Source organism: Streptomyces sp. NPDC051987 (assembly GCF_040680735.1).
In the GTDB taxonomy this organism is placed as follows: domain Bacteria; phylum Actinomycetota; class Actinomycetes; order Streptomycetales; family Streptomycetaceae; genus Streptomyces.
In genome coordinates, this window is sequence record NZ_JBFAXI010000088.1 from 21,628 (window position 1) to 37,568 (window position 15,941).

12 protein-coding genes and 5 pseudogenes are annotated in these 15,941 nt (G+C 68.9%); 7 read left to right on the forward strand and 10 right to left on the reverse strand.

Going from position 1 to position 15,941, the window contains the following annotated elements; all coding sequences use genetic code 11:
- Nucleotides 1–84 precede the first annotated feature (84 nt).
- Nucleotides 85–3,783, reverse strand: coding sequence for a hypothetical protein (locus AB0M11_RS32910; protein WP_365711780.1), 3,699 nt, complete (start codon nt 3,781–3,783; stop codon nt 85–87).
- A 236-nt stretch (nt 3,784–4,019) separates the two neighbouring features.
- Between AB0M11_RS32910 and AB0M11_RS32915 the strand changes: the two genes are divergently transcribed.
- Nucleotides 4,020–4,916, forward strand: coding sequence for a ribosome-inactivating family protein (locus tag AB0M11_RS32915; protein ID WP_365711781.1), 897 nt, complete (start codon nt 4,020–4,022; stop codon nt 4,914–4,916).
- Between the two features lie 216 nt (nt 4,917–5,132).
- On the opposite strand, the pseudogene AB0M11_RS32920 reads toward AB0M11_RS32915, so the two are convergent.
- Both AB0M11_RS32920 and AB0M11_RS32925 read right to left on the reverse strand, forming a co-directional pair.
- Nucleotides 5,133–5,443 (reverse strand): annotated as a pseudogene (locus AB0M11_RS32920) (hypothetical protein); the annotation flags it as partial.
- Nucleotides 5,444–5,478: 35 nt separating this feature from the next.
- On the reverse strand, nt 5,479–5,985 hold the full coding sequence (locus tag AB0M11_RS32925; protein WP_365711782.1) for a MarR family transcriptional regulator: 507 nt from the start codon (nt 5,983–5,985) through the stop codon (nt 5,479–5,481).
- Nucleotides 5,986–6,099: 114 nt separating this feature from the next.
- Between AB0M11_RS32925 and AB0M11_RS32930 the strand changes: the two genes are divergently transcribed.
- From AB0M11_RS32930 to AB0M11_RS32940, 3 genes and pseudogenes are all read left to right on the forward strand, one after another.
- Nucleotides 6,100–7,242 (forward strand): ABC transporter substrate-binding protein, encoded by a 1,143-nt coding sequence (locus tag AB0M11_RS32930; RefSeq protein WP_365711783.1) that lies wholly within the window; start codon nt 6,100–6,102, stop codon nt 7,240–7,242.
- Between the two features lie 26 nt (nt 7,243–7,268).
- Nucleotides 7,269–7,649 carry a VOC family protein gene (locus AB0M11_RS32935; RefSeq protein WP_365711784.1) on the forward strand — a complete coding sequence of 127 codons (381 nt, stop codon included), beginning with the start codon at nt 7,269–7,271 and terminating at the stop codon, nt 7,647–7,649.
- Nucleotides 7,650–7,724: 75 nt separating this feature from the next.
- Nucleotides 7,725–8,236: pseudogene (locus AB0M11_RS32940) on the forward strand (class II aldolase/adducin family protein); the annotation flags it as partial.
- Between the two features lie 123 nt (nt 8,237–8,359).
- On the opposite strand, the gene AB0M11_RS32945 reads toward AB0M11_RS32940, so the two are convergent.
- From AB0M11_RS32945 to AB0M11_RS32965, 5 genes are all read right to left on the reverse strand, one after another.
- Nucleotides 8,360–8,950 (reverse strand): TetR family transcriptional regulator, encoded by a 591-nt coding sequence (locus AB0M11_RS32945; protein WP_365711785.1) that lies wholly within the window; start codon nt 8,948–8,950, stop codon nt 8,360–8,362.
- Between the two features lie 40 nt (nt 8,951–8,990).
- Complete coding sequence (locus tag AB0M11_RS32950; protein ID WP_365711786.1) at nt 8,991–9,122, reverse strand: hypothetical protein; 132 nt, start codon at nt 9,120–9,122, stop codon at nt 8,991–8,993.
- A 95-nt stretch (nt 9,123–9,217) separates the two neighbouring features.
- Nucleotides 9,218–10,162, reverse strand: a complete 945-nt coding sequence (locus tag AB0M11_RS32955) for an MBL fold metallo-hydrolase (protein ID WP_365711787.1) — start codon at nt 10,160–10,162, stop codon at nt 9,218–9,220.
- A complete protein-coding gene (locus AB0M11_RS32960; protein WP_365711788.1) occupies nt 10,159–11,142 on the reverse strand; it encodes a fumarylacetoacetate hydrolase family protein in 984 nt (327 codons plus the stop codon). The genes AB0M11_RS32955 and AB0M11_RS32960 overlap by 4 nt, the downstream gene beginning before the upstream one ends.
- 2 nt (nt 11,143–11,144) lie before the next feature.
- Nucleotides 11,145–12,590, reverse strand: a complete 1,446-nt coding sequence (locus tag AB0M11_RS32965; protein WP_365711790.1) for an amidohydrolase family protein — start codon at nt 12,588–12,590, stop codon at nt 11,145–11,147.
- Nucleotides 12,591–12,788: 198 nt separating this feature from the next.
- On the opposite strand from AB0M11_RS32965, the gene AB0M11_RS32970 reads away from it, so the two are divergent.
- Complete coding sequence (locus AB0M11_RS32970) at nt 12,789–13,658, forward strand: LysR family transcriptional regulator (protein WP_365711791.1); 870 nt, start codon at nt 12,789–12,791, stop codon at nt 13,656–13,658.
- A gap of 412 nt (nt 13,659–14,070) precedes the next feature.
- On the opposite strand, the pseudogene AB0M11_RS32975 reads toward AB0M11_RS32970, so the two are convergent.
- Nucleotides 14,071–14,217 (reverse strand): annotated as a pseudogene (locus AB0M11_RS32975) (CoA-transferase); the annotation flags it as partial.
- Between the two features lie 110 nt (nt 14,218–14,327).
- Nucleotides 14,328–14,564 (reverse strand): annotated as a pseudogene (locus tag AB0M11_RS32980) (fumarylacetoacetate hydrolase family protein); the annotation flags it as partial.
- Between the two features lie 4 nt (nt 14,565–14,568).
- Here AB0M11_RS32980 and AB0M11_RS32985 point away from each other — a divergent pair.
- A pseudogene (locus AB0M11_RS32985) lies at nt 14,569–14,772 on the forward strand (transposase); the annotation flags it as partial.
- A gap of 628 nt (nt 14,773–15,400) precedes the next feature.
- Nucleotides 15,401–15,679: an Arm DNA-binding domain-containing protein gene (locus AB0M11_RS32990; protein ID WP_365711792.1), complete on the forward strand. Its 279-nt coding sequence runs from the start codon at nt 15,401–15,403 to the stop codon at nt 15,677–15,679.
- Nucleotides 15,680–15,941: the final 262 nt, after the last annotated feature.

The window sequence follows — 15,941 nt, forward strand, 5'->3', positions numbered from 1 at the left end:
ATCTCTCCCTCGCTCCAGCCTGGATCCGCTCCTGCCGGAGGGCATCCCAGTCGGCGCGTTCGGGAACGGGGAGACCGCTGATCCTCACGCGGGGCTGCACACCCGCCGGTACGGGGCGTCGGGAACGTAGGTCTGCCACTGGGCCGGGCTCAGGCCGGACCCGCCTGTGCGGGCGCACACCCACGACAGGGCGTGGGCAGGGTCGAGGTCGTACCGCTGGAGGGGGACATGGGCGCTGCCCGCGTACAGGGTGGTGCCGCGAGCGTCGAACGCGAGCGTGTACACCGCGTCCCCGGGAGTGGTGAGCAACCCCCCGATCGGTTGTCCGGTCGGCACGTCCCACAGTTGCAGGCCGCCGTTGCTGCCGCCGACCGCCAGCGTGCGTCCGTCCGGGCTGAAGGCGAGGGCCGACACCGCTTCCAGCCGGGAGCCGGTCCGGGGCCGGAACGTGTTGGGCAGCGCGGCGACCCGGTGGCGGAGGTCGCCGTCCCACAAGGTGACCCGGCCGGTCATGTCGCCGGCGGCCAGTCGTGAGCCGTCGGGCGAGAACGCCAGTGCGCCCGGGGAGTTGCCCTCGACGAGGTCCGCCGCGCCCGCCCGCCAGGACGGCGGGCGCGCCACGGTGTCGTAGCCCGCGAGCAGCCGGCCGTCGCCGCGGAGCGTCGGATGGGCCCCGACCGGGTCGCCGGGCACCGTGATGTGTCGTCGGCTGCGGGTGTCCCACACTTCGCCGAACGACCGGTCGTCGTCGCCCAGGCGCGTGAGATGGAGGGCGCGGCCCCGTGGGCCGAGCGCGGCGTCGACGACCGAGGCCCCAGAGAGGTGGAGTGTGGTGACGACGTGCTCGTGCGGCACGTCCCAGATCGTGAAGGACTGGGTGCTCAGCGTGTGCCCGGCCGCTGTGACGCCGTAGCCGAAGCGGGTGCCGTCCGTGCTGAAGGCGAGGAGGAGATCGATGTCCTCGGGGGGAGTCGATGGGATGCGGGCCGGGAGCGGCGGGAGTGTGTGCAGGATGTGTCCGTCGGCGGTGCTGCACAGGCGTACGAGGTAGCGGTCGTGGGCGAGCGCGGCGGTGGCGAAGGTACGGCCGTCGGGGCCGAGCACGACGTCCGTCAGTGCGCTCGGGCGCCAGGCGGCGGTGACGGCGGCGCCGAGGTCGAAGGTGTGGACCGTTCCGCCTTCCAGATAACGCAGGATGTGGCCTTCCGTGGCAAGGGATTGGGTGACGCCGAGTGCCTGGTTGTCCAGGGGGGCCCGGAACACGGGTCCGTCCGACGCGGTCAGCCGCCACACCTGTATTTCGTCCGGCGTGGCCATGGCTAGGAAGGCACCGCCCGCGGTGAAGGTCACATCCTGTGCGCCGCCGGGGACATCCAGGTCGGCGATCCGGTGGCCGGACCTCAGGTCCCAGACACGCACCCCCTCTTCGGTGACGGCAGCCATTCGGCCGGCGCCGATGGTGAGCTGCGTGGTGCCGATGCGGCACAGCCGGTCCTGCTGCCAGGCTCCCGTCAGCGGACGGTTCGCCCTGGTGTCCCACAGGCTCGGCGACCGCCCTGCGGGGCAGGCCGCCGCGTATCGTCCGTCCTCGCTGACCGCGCTGCTTGTCGACTCCGGCGCCGGCGCCTGGAAGATCGTGCGGCCGTCCGTGACCGAGCCCATGCGGAGGCGTTCGCCGTCGGTGAGCACATAGGCGCGGCCGTCGTCGGTCAGGTGCGCGTAGCCGGGTCCGGGAAGCACAGCGGAGGCGGCGGTCCACCGGCCGAGGGAGGTGTCCCACAGCCGTGTTCCGCCCTCACCGCTGATCGCGAGCACGCGCGCGTGCGGGCCGGCCGCGGTCACCGCGCCCTGCGGAAGTCTGCCCTCGCCGGTACGGCGATGGGAGGCCACGTCCCAGCTCTGCCATCTGCCCCCCGCGGCGCTGACCAGCGTGCGTCCGGCATCGGTGAGCAGGCGTTGGGGCGTGTCACCGGGTGTGGGGTCCGTGAAGGTGTCCGACTGGGACTGGCTGACAGAGCCGAGCAGTGCCCGGCGGGTCTCGGGCAGCCGGGCGATCCGCCAGGACGCGGCGCCGAGCAGAAGACTGGTGCGCGGATCGGTGGTGCCCAACCCTTCTGCTACGGACGCCACCCGACGGGCCGCGTCCTGGACCCGTTGCCGCACGTTCTCGTCGTGCTCGCGCCACACGACGAGAGCCGTCAGCACCGCGATCGCCAGCACGGCGGACAGCGACCCGGTCAGTATCCGATGGCGACGGCTGATAAGTGCGGCGCTCCGGCGCTCGGCTTCTCTCCCTTCCAGCGAGGCGGTGAGGAAGTCCCGCTCGGACGCGTTCAGAGCCGACTCGGCTGCTGGGTCCGGGAACAGTTCCGCTGCCCGGGCCAGCTGTGCGCCCCGGTACAGGGCGCCGGAGCAGCGGCCGTTCTTCAGCCAGGCGCGGGTTGCCTCCGCGAGCGCCCGATGGTCGCGCAGCCGCTCCCGGTCCGTCTCGATCCAGCCGTGCAGGCGGGGCCAGCAGGTGATCAGCGCCTCGTGGGCCAGCTGTACCCCGTCCTCGTCGGCGGTCAGCAGACGCGCCCGGGTCAGGCGCTCCGCCACCACCTGCACGTGCGGGCACGGTGACAGCTCCCCATGACTGACCGGTCGCCGGGTGTCGGGAGTGCCCTGCCCCGGTACGACCATCTGCAGCAGCAGGTGCCGAGCCGCCCGCGCCTGCTCGGGCGACAGGGTGCCGTACACCTCCTCGGCGGTCGCGGAGATCGCCCCCCGCAGTCCGCCTGCCGCCTCGTACCCCTCGAAGGTCAGCATCCGGCCCCGGCGACGGCGCCAGGTCTCCAACAGAGCGTGCGAGAGCATCGGCAGCCCGCCGGGCTCGGCCTGGACCTCCTCGACCAGACGGGCGGTCAGCGCGCGCTCCACCAGGTAGCCGACGGCCTGCGCCGGTCCGACGACCGCCTCGCGCAGTTCTTCGGCGGTCATCGGGCACAGCAGCAGTCCGGACTCGTTCAGGGCCTGCGCGAGCATGGGGTGCTCTGCACATCGTGCGTAGAAGTCGGCGCGTACGGCGACCAGCACACGAAGCCTGCTGCCGGGTTCGCGTGCGGCGAGCAGCATCTCAAAGAAGTGGGAGCGCTCCCGGGAGTCGTCGCAGAGGGTGAAGACTTCCTCGAACTGGTCCACGATGACCCAGCTCTCGGGCTCGCTTGGGGCGGGGTCGAGCAGGTGTCCGTACGTGGTGGCCGGGCTGGCCCCAGGAGTGAGGATGCGCAGTGCGGCCGGGGACGGACGCCGGGCGAGTTCCTCACGCAGCCGCGGCACCAGACCGGCGCGAAGCAGGGAGGACTTGCCGCTGCCCGAGGGCCCGAACAGCACTGCGAACCGGTGTCGGTACACCAGTTTCTCCAGATCGGACAGCATCCGGTCGCGACCGAAGAACAGGTGCCGGTCGTCCGGTTCGAAGCGGGTGAGACCGCGGTAGGGGGGCGGTGCCGTCTCGAGTGGCTCGGCCTGCGCCCGGCCGACCTCCTCCTGGGCCTCCTCCCAACGCGGTCGCCACAATCCCGGATCGCCTCCGCACGCCCGTACGTACGCCTCGACGACGGTGAGCGCGGGCAGCCGTTCACCGGCTGCGGCCTGCGACAGCGTTGTCGCTCCGCATCCGACCGCCTTTGCCATCGTCCGGTACGAGGGGCTGCCCGCGGCGCTGCGCAGCTGCCGCAGCTCATGGGCGAACCGCGCTGCCGGGCCTGCCGACGGGTCCACTGGTCTCTCGGGACGCCCCATGGGCTCGTACCTCCGTGCATGAGGCGAAAGCGACATCGAGTGATATCGGCAGCCATGACCATAAGAGGCCGGTCATGACGGCCGCGTTAATCACGAGTGACGAGCCATGACTCCGATCAATCACACATTGTTGATCCGGCCGGTGGAGGGGCCTGCGAATCAATTTCTGCGCCGCCAGTGTCGGTGGGGCAGGCCGGGCCCCCGGCCCACCGACCACGCACAACGGAGCGCAGATCATGTCCCGAGCACACATCTTCCGCAGGCTCAGCACATCGGCCGTACTCTCGGCGGCCCTCGCCGGCGCCGTCGCCCTCGCCGGCCTGGGCGGCAACCTCACCACGGGTGCGCAGCACCAGAAGCTGGGCGGGCACGTCGAGCTGGCCGCCGACACGTACCCGAGCGATGGCATGAGCTTCGAAATGACGGACGTCGACGCCGACCAGTACGACAGCATCATCAGCTTCCTCCGCGAGCGGTCCCAGAGCTGGCGTCTCTACAACAACATCGTTCTCACACGGACGAGCGACGACTACTTCCCCCTCACCCTGCGGGTGGGCGGGAGCCAGATCACCCTGATCATCAACGCGCGGAACCTGTACGTGACCGGCTGGCAGAACGACAACACCGGCGTTTACTACCGGCTGGGTGCCGGACCCGCAGAACTGCAGGGGCAGAACGGTCGTACGGAGGAGAGGAAGTGGCTCAACTACACCCAGCTGGAGCAACAGGCCGGGGTCGACCGCGGTTCCCTCGGTATCACCATGGGTGCCATCCAGGGTTCGATCAGCGACCTGGCGAGGAGCAACAGTCAGGACCAGGCGCGAGCCCTGCTCGTCCTCATCCAGGCCTTCTCCGAGGGCGCCCGCTACGACTTCATCTCCTACCGGGTCGGCCAGGCGATGCGCAACCACAGCACCTTCTACGCCGGGAGCCAGTCCTGGGTCAACGGCGGGTCCGGCGCCGTCTATCTGTCGGCCCTGGATCTGGAGAACAACTGGGCAGGCCTGTCCCAGGCAGTCGAGAACTCGACACACAACGGCTATCCCGTGGACTACCAGATCGGCAACGGGCACTTCACCTCGATGCAGGCGATTGATGAGCAACTGGCCATGGCCCTGTACCTCAAGATGTAGTAGATCAAAAGATTTCAAAACAGCCCGAACCGGTAAGCGGGCTTGGGGGCCGGACAGCGTACGCCCCCAAGCCCGTTTACCGTCGCCGGGCGTTCCTCCCCGCGACCGTGCCACGTGGGACGGCGCACGGACGCGCTCGGAGAGGCGTCCCCCGGCGCCTGGTGCGCGACTTCGAGCGGCGGTCCGCCGGCGCCGAGGCGATGATCCATTGGTCGATGACCCGCCGCCTTGCCCGCTCACGCCTGCCGCGAGGGTGAACCGGCCCGGCTGCCGCTCGGCCGGCCAACCCCGCGCGACCAGGCGTTTCGCCGTCGAACGCGGTGCCTCCACTCGTGCCGGCACTGCGTCCATGCCGAACGCCGCGGCCATTTCATGGCAGGTCAGCGGCCCTTGATGGAGTCGGCCCCGGTCCGCGAGCGCCGTGAGGATGTGCTGGTAGTCCACTGACAGCGCCGATCAGGCCAGCCCTGGCGCCAGACCGGCACCTGCGACTTCGGCTTCGCCGCGTCCCGGGGCTCCGGCGGCGCGTCCGCATCCCGCGGATCGTCAGTGGCTACCCTTCCTACCGGCGACGCCAGGGCAGCGTCTCCTCGTCGTCCTGAGCCGCGTCCACGTTCTTGAGTCCGGTGTTGATCGCCTCGCCGATCTCCGCGAACTGGCGTACCTGATCAGGCGTCAACGCGTCGAAGACCGCTTGTCGTACGGTCTCGACATGGCCGGGGGCCACCCGCTCCAGCAGTTGACGCCCCGCCTCGGTGAGCGCGGCGAGTTGGTTGCGCCGGTTCGTGGGGTCGTCGCGGCGGTCCACGTAGCCCGCCTGCTGAAGGCGGGTCACCGCATGAGTGAGCCGACTGCGGGTGATCTTCAGGCGCTCGGCCAGGTCCGACATGGTCAGGGTCTGGCCCGGGACCGAGGAGAGGTGGGCGAGCAGGGTGTAGTCGGCATGCGTCAGCCCCGCGTCGCGCCGCAACTGCCGGTTCAGGTGGTCGGACAGATGAGTGGAGAACTCGACATAGGCGAGCCAGGCGCGCCGCTCCTCGGGGTTCAGCCAGCGTGGCGTAGTGGGCATGGTCACACCCTATCGATCCTTGTTTGAACTCTCAAACTAATCCGCGTAGAGTGCTCCACATCGAAACGTTTGAAACCTCAAACGTTCGCTTTCTTGGGAAGGCAGCACAACGCCATGCAGCACAGGAACAAGCTGATCGGCGCGGCCATCGCCACCGCCCTGGCCGTCACCGGCGTCACCGCCGCGACCACGACCGCCATGGCCGACACCACCACTCACCGGCCCTCCATCGCGAGCGAGCAGGACCAGCTCCAGGCCCTCCACAAGGCGGCCGTGGCCGAGGGCGGCAAGGTCACCGTCTACATGGGCGGCGACGCCCCCGGCCAGTGGGACGGCCTGGCCGCCGCGTTCCACCAGCAGTTCCCGGACGTCCGACTGCACCTGGTCACCGACCTGAGCAAGTACCACGACGCCCGGATCGACAACCAGCTCGCCACCGGCAAGCTCGTCGCCGACGCCGCGATCCTCCAGACCACCCAGGACTTCGACCGCTGGAAGAAGCAGGGGGACCTGCTCAAGTACAAGCCGGTCGGCTGGGACAAGGTCTTCGCCAACGCCAAGGACAAGGACGGCTACTACACCGGTGTCTTCTACGGCGCCTTCTCCTACCTCGTCAACACCGGGCAACTCCCCGCGAAGGCAAGCGACTTCAAGGCCACCGACCTGCTCAAGCCCGTCTTCAAGAACAAGCTGATCCTGACCTACCCCAACGACGACGACGCCGTCCTCTTCGGCTACAAGCAGATCGTCGACAAGTACGGATGGAAGTACCTGGACCGGCTGGTCAGGCAGAACCCCAAGCTGATCCGCGGCGTCCCGGGCTCGGCCGCCGGGGTGGCGAGCGGCGACTACCTCGCCTCCATCGCCGTCGGCGGCGACGCCCGGCCCCATGGCGCCCAGGTCTTCTCGAACTCCGAGCGCTTCAACTCCTGGGCCCAGCGCGGCGCCGTCTTCAAGCGCGCACCGCACAAGGCCGGCGCCAAGCTCTTCCTGAGCTGGCTCGACTCGCAGGCAGTGCAGAAGAACGCCATCGCCACCTGGACCTGGTCCGTCCGCAAGGACGTCGCCCCGCCGACCGGCCTCAAGGCCCTGGCCTCGTACAAGAACACCGACCCCGACGCCTTCGCAAAATTCATGAGCGACCGCGGCGCCGTCGAGCGCTTCCGCTCCCAGGTCGAGCTTTACTTTGGCCAGGTCAAGGGCGCCGACCCCGGCGACCCTGGCAACACCCTCGGTCGGACTCCCGGCACCTTCTGAGAACCACGCGCAAGGAGAAGCTCGACATGAAGACACAGGGCGTCACCTGGAACGCGGTCGTCACCGACGACTTCGACAACACGGTCGGTTTCCTCAAGGGCACCTTCGGCCTCTCGGCGGCCGTGGAGTTCCCCGGATTCGCCATGTTCCCGCAGGCCAACGGCGGCATCCTGGAGGTGTACGCCGAGGGCAACACCCCGCCGTACGGCTTCAACGGCGGTGTCGTCTTCGGCTTCCGGGTCGAGGACATCGAGGCCGCCTCCGCCGAACTGGCCGACGCCGGCGTCGAGCTCCTCGGAGAGGTCAACCGCCTGGACACCGGCTACGCCTATCGCCACTTCCGAGGCACGGACGGCAAGGTCTACGGCCTGAACGAGGACCCTCAAGAAACCCACACCAAGGCCTGAACCTGGCGCCCGCCCAGGGCGCACGAGTCCGTGGGGACACCGCGAACCCGCGTGACGTCGCACTGGGCCGGCTGAGGCAAACGCCCGGTCAACAACGCCGCGTTCTGCATTCACTGCGAGGTGCACCGGGCCAGGCCGGACGTCGTCGCCGCAGCGCGCACCCACTCCCTGCACGGCAAAGCCTTCTCCAGCCTCGGCGTCCCGCTGGATCCGATCACCCAGGACGCCGGAGCCTTCTACGAGGACCACGCCATCTACGCCGACTGCCGCAGAGTGGTGAACGACACCGAGGAGGGCCAGCAGATCGGTGTGGCGCTGGGGGAGGGAGAGGCCGTCGTTCTGCGGAACCACGGGCTGCTCACGGTCGGGGCCTCCGTCGCCGGGGCGGCCTGGTACTTCATCACCATGGAACGCTCATGCCAGGCACAGCTGCTGGCCATGGCCGCGGGTGACCCGCAGCTCATCGATCCCGAGACGGCGCGGTTGGTGAGGGAGCAGGATCTCTGGCCCCCCTCCTGGGCTGGTTCCAGTTCCGCCCCCTGTGGGACAGATCACCGCGCAACAGCCCGACTGACGTGACGCGCTGATCACAGGAAGCCACGTCGGGTGGGTGCGGCGGATACAGCCGCGCCCACCCGACTTTCCGGTGTGGCCGCCATACGACGAGGGGCGGCCAGTGTCTATGAGCGTGTGCTCACCGGCGACTCACCTCACGCGTCCTTGGCTGCGAGGCTCATGAGGTGTTCGCCGGTCAGGCGGAGCACCTCGCGGGTGTTATCGCTGTTACGGTCGGCCAGCCAGCACAGCGTGACGCCCTCCAGCACCGCGTTGAGGTAGCGGGCCAGAACGGGGAGGGGCACCGTCCACTTGATGCCCGCACTCTCGGCGGCTTCAGCGAGGAGCTGCTCGTGGACTTCCAGGTAGTGCTCGTACTGCCGGCGGGCCAGATCCTCAAAGCCCTCCTGGCGCAACGCGTAGTGGGTGAGTTCGTACCCCACCTGATGCTCTCCCGGGCTGAGCTCGACCCCCTCCCAGAAGGCCGCGAGGCTCCTGGCGATGCGTGTGCTGAGGTCGCCCTCTACGTCGAACACGTTCCGCGCCTTGGCCACGACGCTGTCCGTGATGCGGGTGATGACTTCCTGGAGGAGTTCCTCACGTGAGTTGAAGCAGTAGTGGAAAACGCCCAGCGGCATCTTCGCCTCGTTGACGACAGCGCGTGTGGTGGTCTTGACGACTCCGTCGCGGACCATGACACGGTATGCCGCGGCGACGAGTTCTTCTCGTCGATCCTTCGCTGCCATGCGAGACATTCGGTCCACCGTTTCATCAGGAGTGAAATGCTCACTCCATGCTAACCGGCGTCTTGGACGATCGACCAACTGTGTCGGCGGAGTCGATGGCGTACATCTCGTCCGTGGGCTTCAGGCAGTAGTCGGTGTGGGCGTGGTCATCGATGTCGATGCCCTTGTCCACGAGCCCGAGACCGGCGATGTCCGGACAGCCGTCGGACCGGGACCCTGGAGTGGGCCCCCGGGTGATGCGCGCTTCTTGAAGCAGGACGGCGCCGGTCAGACCTGGGTACGGAGGGGCCCGGCGTTGTAGGTGATCGTGTCGGCGAATGCCTGGGGCAGGTCGAAGGGGTGGCCGGTGGTGTCGGCGTAGGCGCGGTGCAGGTTCAGGACGATGCGTTCCGCGTCGGGCAGGTCGGCGAAGGGGCCGAGGCGGCAGGTGCGCACCGCTTGCAGGGGTGTGAGGCCGTCGCGCAGGCCGGCCTGGGCGGTGGTGTGCACAAGTCGGTAGTACGCGCGGTGCTGGTCGAGCACCGCCGACAGGGTGTGTGCGTCGATGACGGGGCCGTGGCCGGGCACCACGTGTTCGGGTGCGAAGGAGGCGATCCAGTCCAGGGAGCGCAGGGCGCCGTCCAGGGATCCCATGAACACCAGAGGGGTGACGCGGTGGAAGAGCAGGTCCCCGGCGAACAGCACGCGTTGTTCGGGGAGCCAGGCGATCAGGTCGCCGCTGGTGTGCGCGGGTTGGCCGGGGTGGTGGAGTTCGATGGGATGGCCGGCGCTGTGCAGGGTGAGTGCCGTGCGGATGGTGAGGTCCGGGGCGCGCCGGGTGACCGCGCCCCAGTCGGGTACGGGCTGCCAGATCGGCGGGCAGCCGTCGATGACGGTGTCGGTCAGGATGCCTTCGCGGGTGACTTCGTGCGCGATGACCACCGTGGTGCGGGGCAGCAGGCTGTTGCCGTGGGTGTGGTCGCCGTGCAGGTGGGTGTTGACCAGGTAGCGGATCGGTGTGCCCGGTGCCGCCCGGCCGACGGCGCCCAGCAGGTCCCGGGTGCGGTTCTCGGTGGCGCAGGTGTCGATGAGGACGGTGTGGTCGTCGGTGACGACGAACCCGGCGTTGTTGATCCACCAGGAGCCGTCGTGCTGGGTCCAGGCGTACACGCCGGGGGCCACGGCGTGGGCGGTGCCCGCGGTGCCCGGTGCCGGGCTGTGGGCGGGGGTCATCGTCGGCCTCCGTGGTGCGGGTGCGAGGTGGCCCGCAGATCGCCGACGGGGTGCTCGGCACGCTCGGTCACGCGGGACGTCTGGGTGCCCAGGTGCTCGACGCTGAGGGTGACGGTGTCTCCGGGGGCCAGGGCTGGGTGGGCGTCGAGTCCGCGGCGTCCCCACAGTTCGGCCAGGCAGCCGCCGCCGCAGGTTCCGGAGCCGAGGATGTCGCCGGTGCGGACCTCGGTGCCCCGTGAGGCGTAGGCGATCATCTGGGCGTAGCTGAAGGCCATGTTGCTCCAGATGTCCTCGCCGACGACGGTGCCGTTGACGGCCGCCGTCATGCGCAAGTCGTAGGCGTTGCCCGCCCGGTAGGGCTCCAGTTCGTCGGGGGTGACGAACACCGGGCCGAGCGTGGTGGCGCTGTCCTTGCCCTTGGCGGGGCCGAGGCGGACCTGCATCTCCGCGAATTGCAGGTCGCGCGCGGACCAGTCGTTCATGAGGACGTATCCGGCGATGTGGGACTCGGCCTTGTCGACGCTCAGGCCCCGGCCGCCGCTGCCTATCACGGCGGCGACCTCCAGTTCGAAGTCGAAGCGCGTGCAGCCCGGCGGGATGTGCACGTCGTCCTGCGGGCCCTGGACGGCGTAGGGGTTGGCGAAGTAGAAGGCCGGAGCCTCGTACCACTGCTCGGGTGGGCCCGCCTCTGGTCCGCCCAGTCTGGCCACGCCCTCGACGTGGCTCTCGAAGGTCATGAAGTCCCGCACGGTCGGCGGCTGGGGAATCGGCGCCCGCAGCCTGAGCGAGGCGTAGGGGTGCACGGCGCGGGGATCGCGCAGCGCGTTGTCCGCGGCGTCGTGCAATCGCTGCGGGTCGTCCAGGAGGTCGATGAGACGGATACCGGGTGGCAGCGCGTGGACGAGGTCGTCGGCGTCGAGTACGCCGACGCGGTCGCCGCCGACGCCGTTGCCGTTCTCGGTATAGGTCACGAAGCGCATGACTACTTTCCGGGTTGCTGGTGTTCCGGAGTCGCCTGGAGTTCCGACGACATGCTGGCGATGAGGCCCCAGCCCTCCGGAGGGGTGCCGGGCAGGGGGCGTTCGGCGTCGGCGAGCCGGGAGAGGACTGTTTCGGCCGAGGCGTCCGCCCGTGCGAGCAAGGCCGGAAGGTCGGTGCCGGTGAGGCGGCCGTCGCGCTTGGCGAAGCGGCCGGCGACCAGGACGTGGCGGACGTCTGCGGGGGTGGTCTGGAAGACGAGGGTGCCGGCCGGGTCGAGGTGCGGGTGCTGGGACATACCGGGCCCGCCGGTCACGATGATGTCGGCCTGCTTGCCGGGGGTGAGGCTGCCGATACGGTGATCGAGTCCCATCGCCTCGGCCGCGTTGACCGTGGTCCAGGCCAGCGCCTCCTGCGCGGTGACGGTCACCGTTGTGGGATCCGAGCCGGCAAGGTTGAGCTCCTCGGTGTCGGCCCAGCGTTGGAACGACAGGCCCATACGGGTCTGGGTGAGCAGGTCGCCGGTGTTGAGGGAGACGACGTCGCAGGACAGGGTCGGTTTGATGCCGTGCCGGCGGGCCGCGGCGAAGGCGGGGCGGCCCATACCCATGTTGAGTTCGGTCTCCACCGAGATCGACAGCTTGGCGCCGTGGTCGGCCAGCAGGCGCCACTCCTCGTCGGTGAGGGTGTTGCAGTGCACGTGGACCTGGTCCGGCCCGAGCAGGCCCGCCGCGGCGAATTCGCGCACGCCGCTCGGCAGTGACCACACGCAGCCGGTGTGCGTGACGATCAGCGCGTCGTGTTCGCGGGCGGCGGCGATCTCGGCGCGGGTGGTGTCGAACGGCCGCGTGCCGTACTCGGTGAGCGCCACCCCGAGGGTCACCAGCGAGTCCCGGCTCGGGAAGTGGGCGTCGGCGACGCGCCGGAAGTCCGCCAGGCGCAGGGCGTGGTCGGTGAAGTGCGGCGGCTGGAGCGGGTTCGACTCGAAGAAGCCGTAGCCGAACACCGCGCGGATCCCCGCGTCCCGCAGACCGGTGATCGCGGCGTCGGCGTGCTCGGGTGTGTTGTTGCAGTGCGAGAAGTCCAGGATCGTGGTGACGCCGGAGTTCAGGGCGTCCAGGGCGCCGAGGTGATTGCCCAGGTGGACGTCCTCGGCGAAGTAGGCCGGTGACACGCCGAGCCGGATGCCGAACAGGTAGTCCGCCAGGGTCCAGTCGGCGCACAGGGCGCGCAGCTGCGTCTGCCAGGTGTGCCGATGTGTGTCGATCATGCCGGGCGCCACGATGTGCCCCGTGACGTCCACCGTCTCCGCCTCGTCGACGGAGAGGTCCGGTGCCACCGCGGCGATCACACCGTCCTCGATCAGCACGTCACCGCGGGGCAGGTTCCCCAGACGCGGATCCATGGTGAGGACGGTGCCGCCGCGCAGCACAACGCGATGCCGAGCCATGATGACTCCTTCGTCATCCGAGCCACAGAGGCAGTGCCTCCCGTGGACTCACCTCACCAGAGGAGCACGCCGGGGATCATCAGCCGAAATGGTTGTGAACCGGCTGTGACCGAGGTGTTGACGGCCCGGACTCCTCTGACGTAGACGGAAGCACCGGCAATGCGGGCGGTACGGAGCGGGAGGCACGGAGGCACAGGCATGGACATCCGGGCGCTTCGCTACGCGGTGACACTGGCGGAGGAACTGCACTTCGGCAGGGCTGCACAGCGGCACTACATCAGCCCTCAGCCCTTCGGCCGCCACATCCAGCGCCTGGAACGGGAACTGGGCACCAGGCTCTTCGAACGCACCAGCCGCCGGGTAACCCTCACCCCTGAGGGCGAGCTGCTGATCGCCGAAGCCCGAGCCCTGCTCACCACCGTGGACTCCCTCGCCGAACACCGCCACGGCCGCCCCACCACCGACGAAAAGCTCCTCACACTGGGCGTCCTGGGATTCGGACTTGCCGAACGCTGGCCGGACCTGACCGAGGCCATGCACAGCCAAGAACCCGACATCGCCTTCTCCTACGCCGAACTGGACCTGGCCGACCAGTACGAAGCGGTCCGCAGCCACCGCGTCGACGTGGGCATCGTCCAGTACGTCGGCCCCGTCGACGGGCTCGTCTTCGAGCACGCCCTGACCATGCCCCGGGTCGTGGTCGTCCCCGCCCGCTCCCCTCTCGCCGACGCCGACCGTCTGACCGAGGCCGACGTCAGTGACAGCCCGTGGCTGCCGACCGCCCTCGCCCATCCCGCGCTCGAAGCATGGTCCGGCCCCGCCGCCGACGGGTCCCACAGCCGCGGCGCCCTGCGCCACCCCGCCGCCATACCAGGAGCCGTGGCGACAACCGGCCGCATAGCCCTGCACGCCGAAGCCGCAGGCCGCTTCTACCCACACCCGGACGTCCGGTTCGTCCCGCTCGACGGACCGCCCGTGGAGATCGCCGTCGCCACCCGCGCAACCGACGACCGCCACGTCATCGCCGCCATCCGCCACGCAACACGCCTGCTCGGCAGAGTCCGGTAAACCGGCCAGAAGAACCGCGGGACTCTTCAGCCGACGAGTGTCAATCCCTCGCAGCGTGGAGACGATCTATGCGGCCAGTCCCTCGGTGAGGGGGCCCGGTATTCGCGTTCGTAGTCGATCGGGCTCTCGAAGCCGCACACGCTGTGTAGCCGCCCGGTGGTGGCGATCTTGATGCGGGCCTCGGTGCGGGTGCGGGAGGTGTGCGAGTGGACGGTACTCGACCTTGAGCACGCTGTTGAACGCCTCGCTCACGGCGTTGATCCTTGCGGGATCCGTGCGAAAAGACTGACAATCGTAGGCGTCGCCCACCGAGCCGATCGAGGCCGCGATGCGGGCCGCATCGAGGTGTTCGGCGAGGCGAACTGACGCGTATTGGGTGGGTTCAATCAGTCGTTGCAACATCGGGTTGTCGGACCTCCAGACCGCGTGCGCCGTGTGCGTGGAGAGCCTGGATGAGCGCACTGGGAACTCCGCTGAGGCCGAAGCCGCCGACGGCGATCGTCGTTCCGGCTGGTATGTCGGAGACGGCGTCCAGCACGCTCGCCGGCACCTTGTCCATGAAGAGGCGTTTCTGACTTTCCCGGTTCTGGCCTTCCTGGCCCTGTCGGTGGTTGTCCGCTTGCGCAGGCGCGGCCGTCGGCGGGCAGGGGTGATCTGCGCGGGCTGCTCGCCCGGGACGACTCGGTTGCGGATCGAACCGATGCCCTCGACTGTCACTTCCACGATGTCTCCGGGTTCGAGCGGAGGCGGTGTCCGCGTCCCGTTGCGGCCCCACAACTCGCCGAGGCAGCCGCCGTTGCCGCAGGTTCCGGAGCCGAGGACGTCACCGGCCTTCACCCAGGTGCCGCGGGACGCGTACGCGATGAGCTCCTCGAACGTCCAGCTCATATTGCTCAACAGGTCCTGGCAGCTCGCCTGGATGCCCCTGCTCGCCCTGGCCGGCAAGGCCCGGCTCTGGGAGCCCCGCCGCCTGCGGCTCCGCCTCTTCTCCACCGCCGCCCAGCTCGTCACCACCGGCCGTCGCCGCTGCCTCCGCCTCGCGAAGCACTGGCCCTGGACCAACGTGATCACCAAAGCCCTGGACCGGCTCCGCGCCCTGCCGACCCCCGGCTGACCAGCACCTTTCCACCCCTGCGAACAGCAACACCCAACCGGAGCCCTGGAACCCGACGCCCACCCGACGCGACCGACGGGAAGTCGACCTGCCCATCATCAGACGCAAAACGCGAAACGGTCTGCCAACTCCGTCGGCAGACCGTCACGAAAGATCGAGGCCAAGGGACGCGGGGTTCTGAGCCGAACCGGCAGATGGTCGGCCGTTTCCAGTCCCCAGTCCGCAGCCCGCGCCACTTGGTCTCGTGAACGAGCGCGATTCCCAAGGAGGTCCACCGCAGATTCCCGCAATCCGATCTGCTCGGCTTCCCCGCTCCCGTCTGTCCTCGTGAGCTTGGCGACTCGAGCGTCTCGGGCCCAGCAACCTCGACCGCCTCACCGGCGACGGGCTACTGGGGTTCGTCACCGATGGAGTGACCCCCACTCTCGGATCGTACTTTTGGCGCCTGACCGAGACGAAGTAGGGGATGACGGTCAGGCTCCCGTAGTGCGGCGCGATACATAGCAGGCGATCCCCGGTTACCGAAACCGAGGATCGTGCGGAGTATTGACGGTGTTCGCAGACATGACTTCACAACGCACGTCTACCGATCGGGGTAGGCAAACTAGCGGCCGCCTTCTCGAGGAGAGTGAGTATTCTGTCCGATCCCATCAAGAAACTTCCGCCGAACTTGAAGGGGAAGGTTCGATACCGGTTTGTTGTCGACGCGGGAATCGACCCCGAAACTGGGAAGCGTAAGCAGTTGAGGCGCACCTTCGACTCGTTGAAGGAAGCTAGGGCTGAGTATGCAAACCCGGCAATATCCGTCTCCAGGACCTTACTGAAGAGCATGTGGAAGAGTGGAGGGACTGGGCGCCGGCACATGGTCGCGTGCGTGGTAAAGGTGATGTCCCGCGTCGTGGTGTAGGCGATCAAGCATGCCGGGATCCCGTACGAGGGCGCTCACGATCTCCGCAGCCACGACAGTCCACGAAGCGCCTTGCTACTGACCTTCAAAGCGTGGTGTCGTAGGGGCTGACGTCTCATGATCCCTGCGGTATGCCGACCGCATGAGGTATGCGCAAGGGGGCGGGTTGACCGACGAACGGCGGGCCTTCCGCGAGCAGTTGAGGTTGGAGGCGGCCGAGCGGTTCAGGCAGGGCGACGAGAACCTGGTCATCGCTCACGAC

Bases quoted from the DNA above. Each gene is read 5' to 3' on its own strand.
- AB0M11_RS32910 (WP_365711780.1), bottom strand. From the start codon at position 3,783: ATGGGGCGTCCCGAGAGACCAGTGGACCCGTCGGCAGGCCCGGCAGCG.
- AB0M11_RS32915 (WP_365711781.1), top strand. From the start codon at position 4,020: ATGTCCCGAGCACACATCTTCCGCAGGCTCAGCACATCGGCCGTACTC.
- AB0M11_RS32925 (WP_365711782.1), bottom strand. From the start codon at position 5,985: ATGCCCACTACGCCACGCTGGCTGAACCCCGAGGAGCGGCGCGCCTGG.
- AB0M11_RS32930 (WP_365711783.1), top strand. From the start codon at position 6,100: ATGCAGCACAGGAACAAGCTGATCGGCGCGGCCATCGCCACCGCCCTG.
- AB0M11_RS32935 (WP_365711784.1), top strand. From the start codon at position 7,269: ATGAAGACACAGGGCGTCACCTGGAACGCGGTCGTCACCGACGACTTC.
- AB0M11_RS32945 (WP_365711785.1), bottom strand. From the start codon at position 8,950: ATGGCAGCGAAGGATCGACGAGAAGAACTCGTCGCCGCGGCATACCGT.
- AB0M11_RS32955 (WP_365711787.1), bottom strand. From the start codon at position 10,162: ATGACCCCCGCCCACAGCCCGGCACCGGGCACCGCGGGCACCGCCCAC.
- AB0M11_RS32960 (WP_365711788.1), bottom strand. From the start codon at position 11,142: ATGCGCTTCGTGACCTATACCGAGAACGGCAACGGCGTCGGCGGCGAC.
- AB0M11_RS32965 (WP_365711790.1), bottom strand. From the start codon at position 12,590: ATGGCTCGGCATCGCGTTGTGCTGCGCGGCGGCACCGTCCTCACCATG.
- AB0M11_RS32970 (WP_365711791.1), top strand. From the start codon at position 12,789: ATGGACATCCGGGCGCTTCGCTACGCGGTGACACTGGCGGAGGAACTG.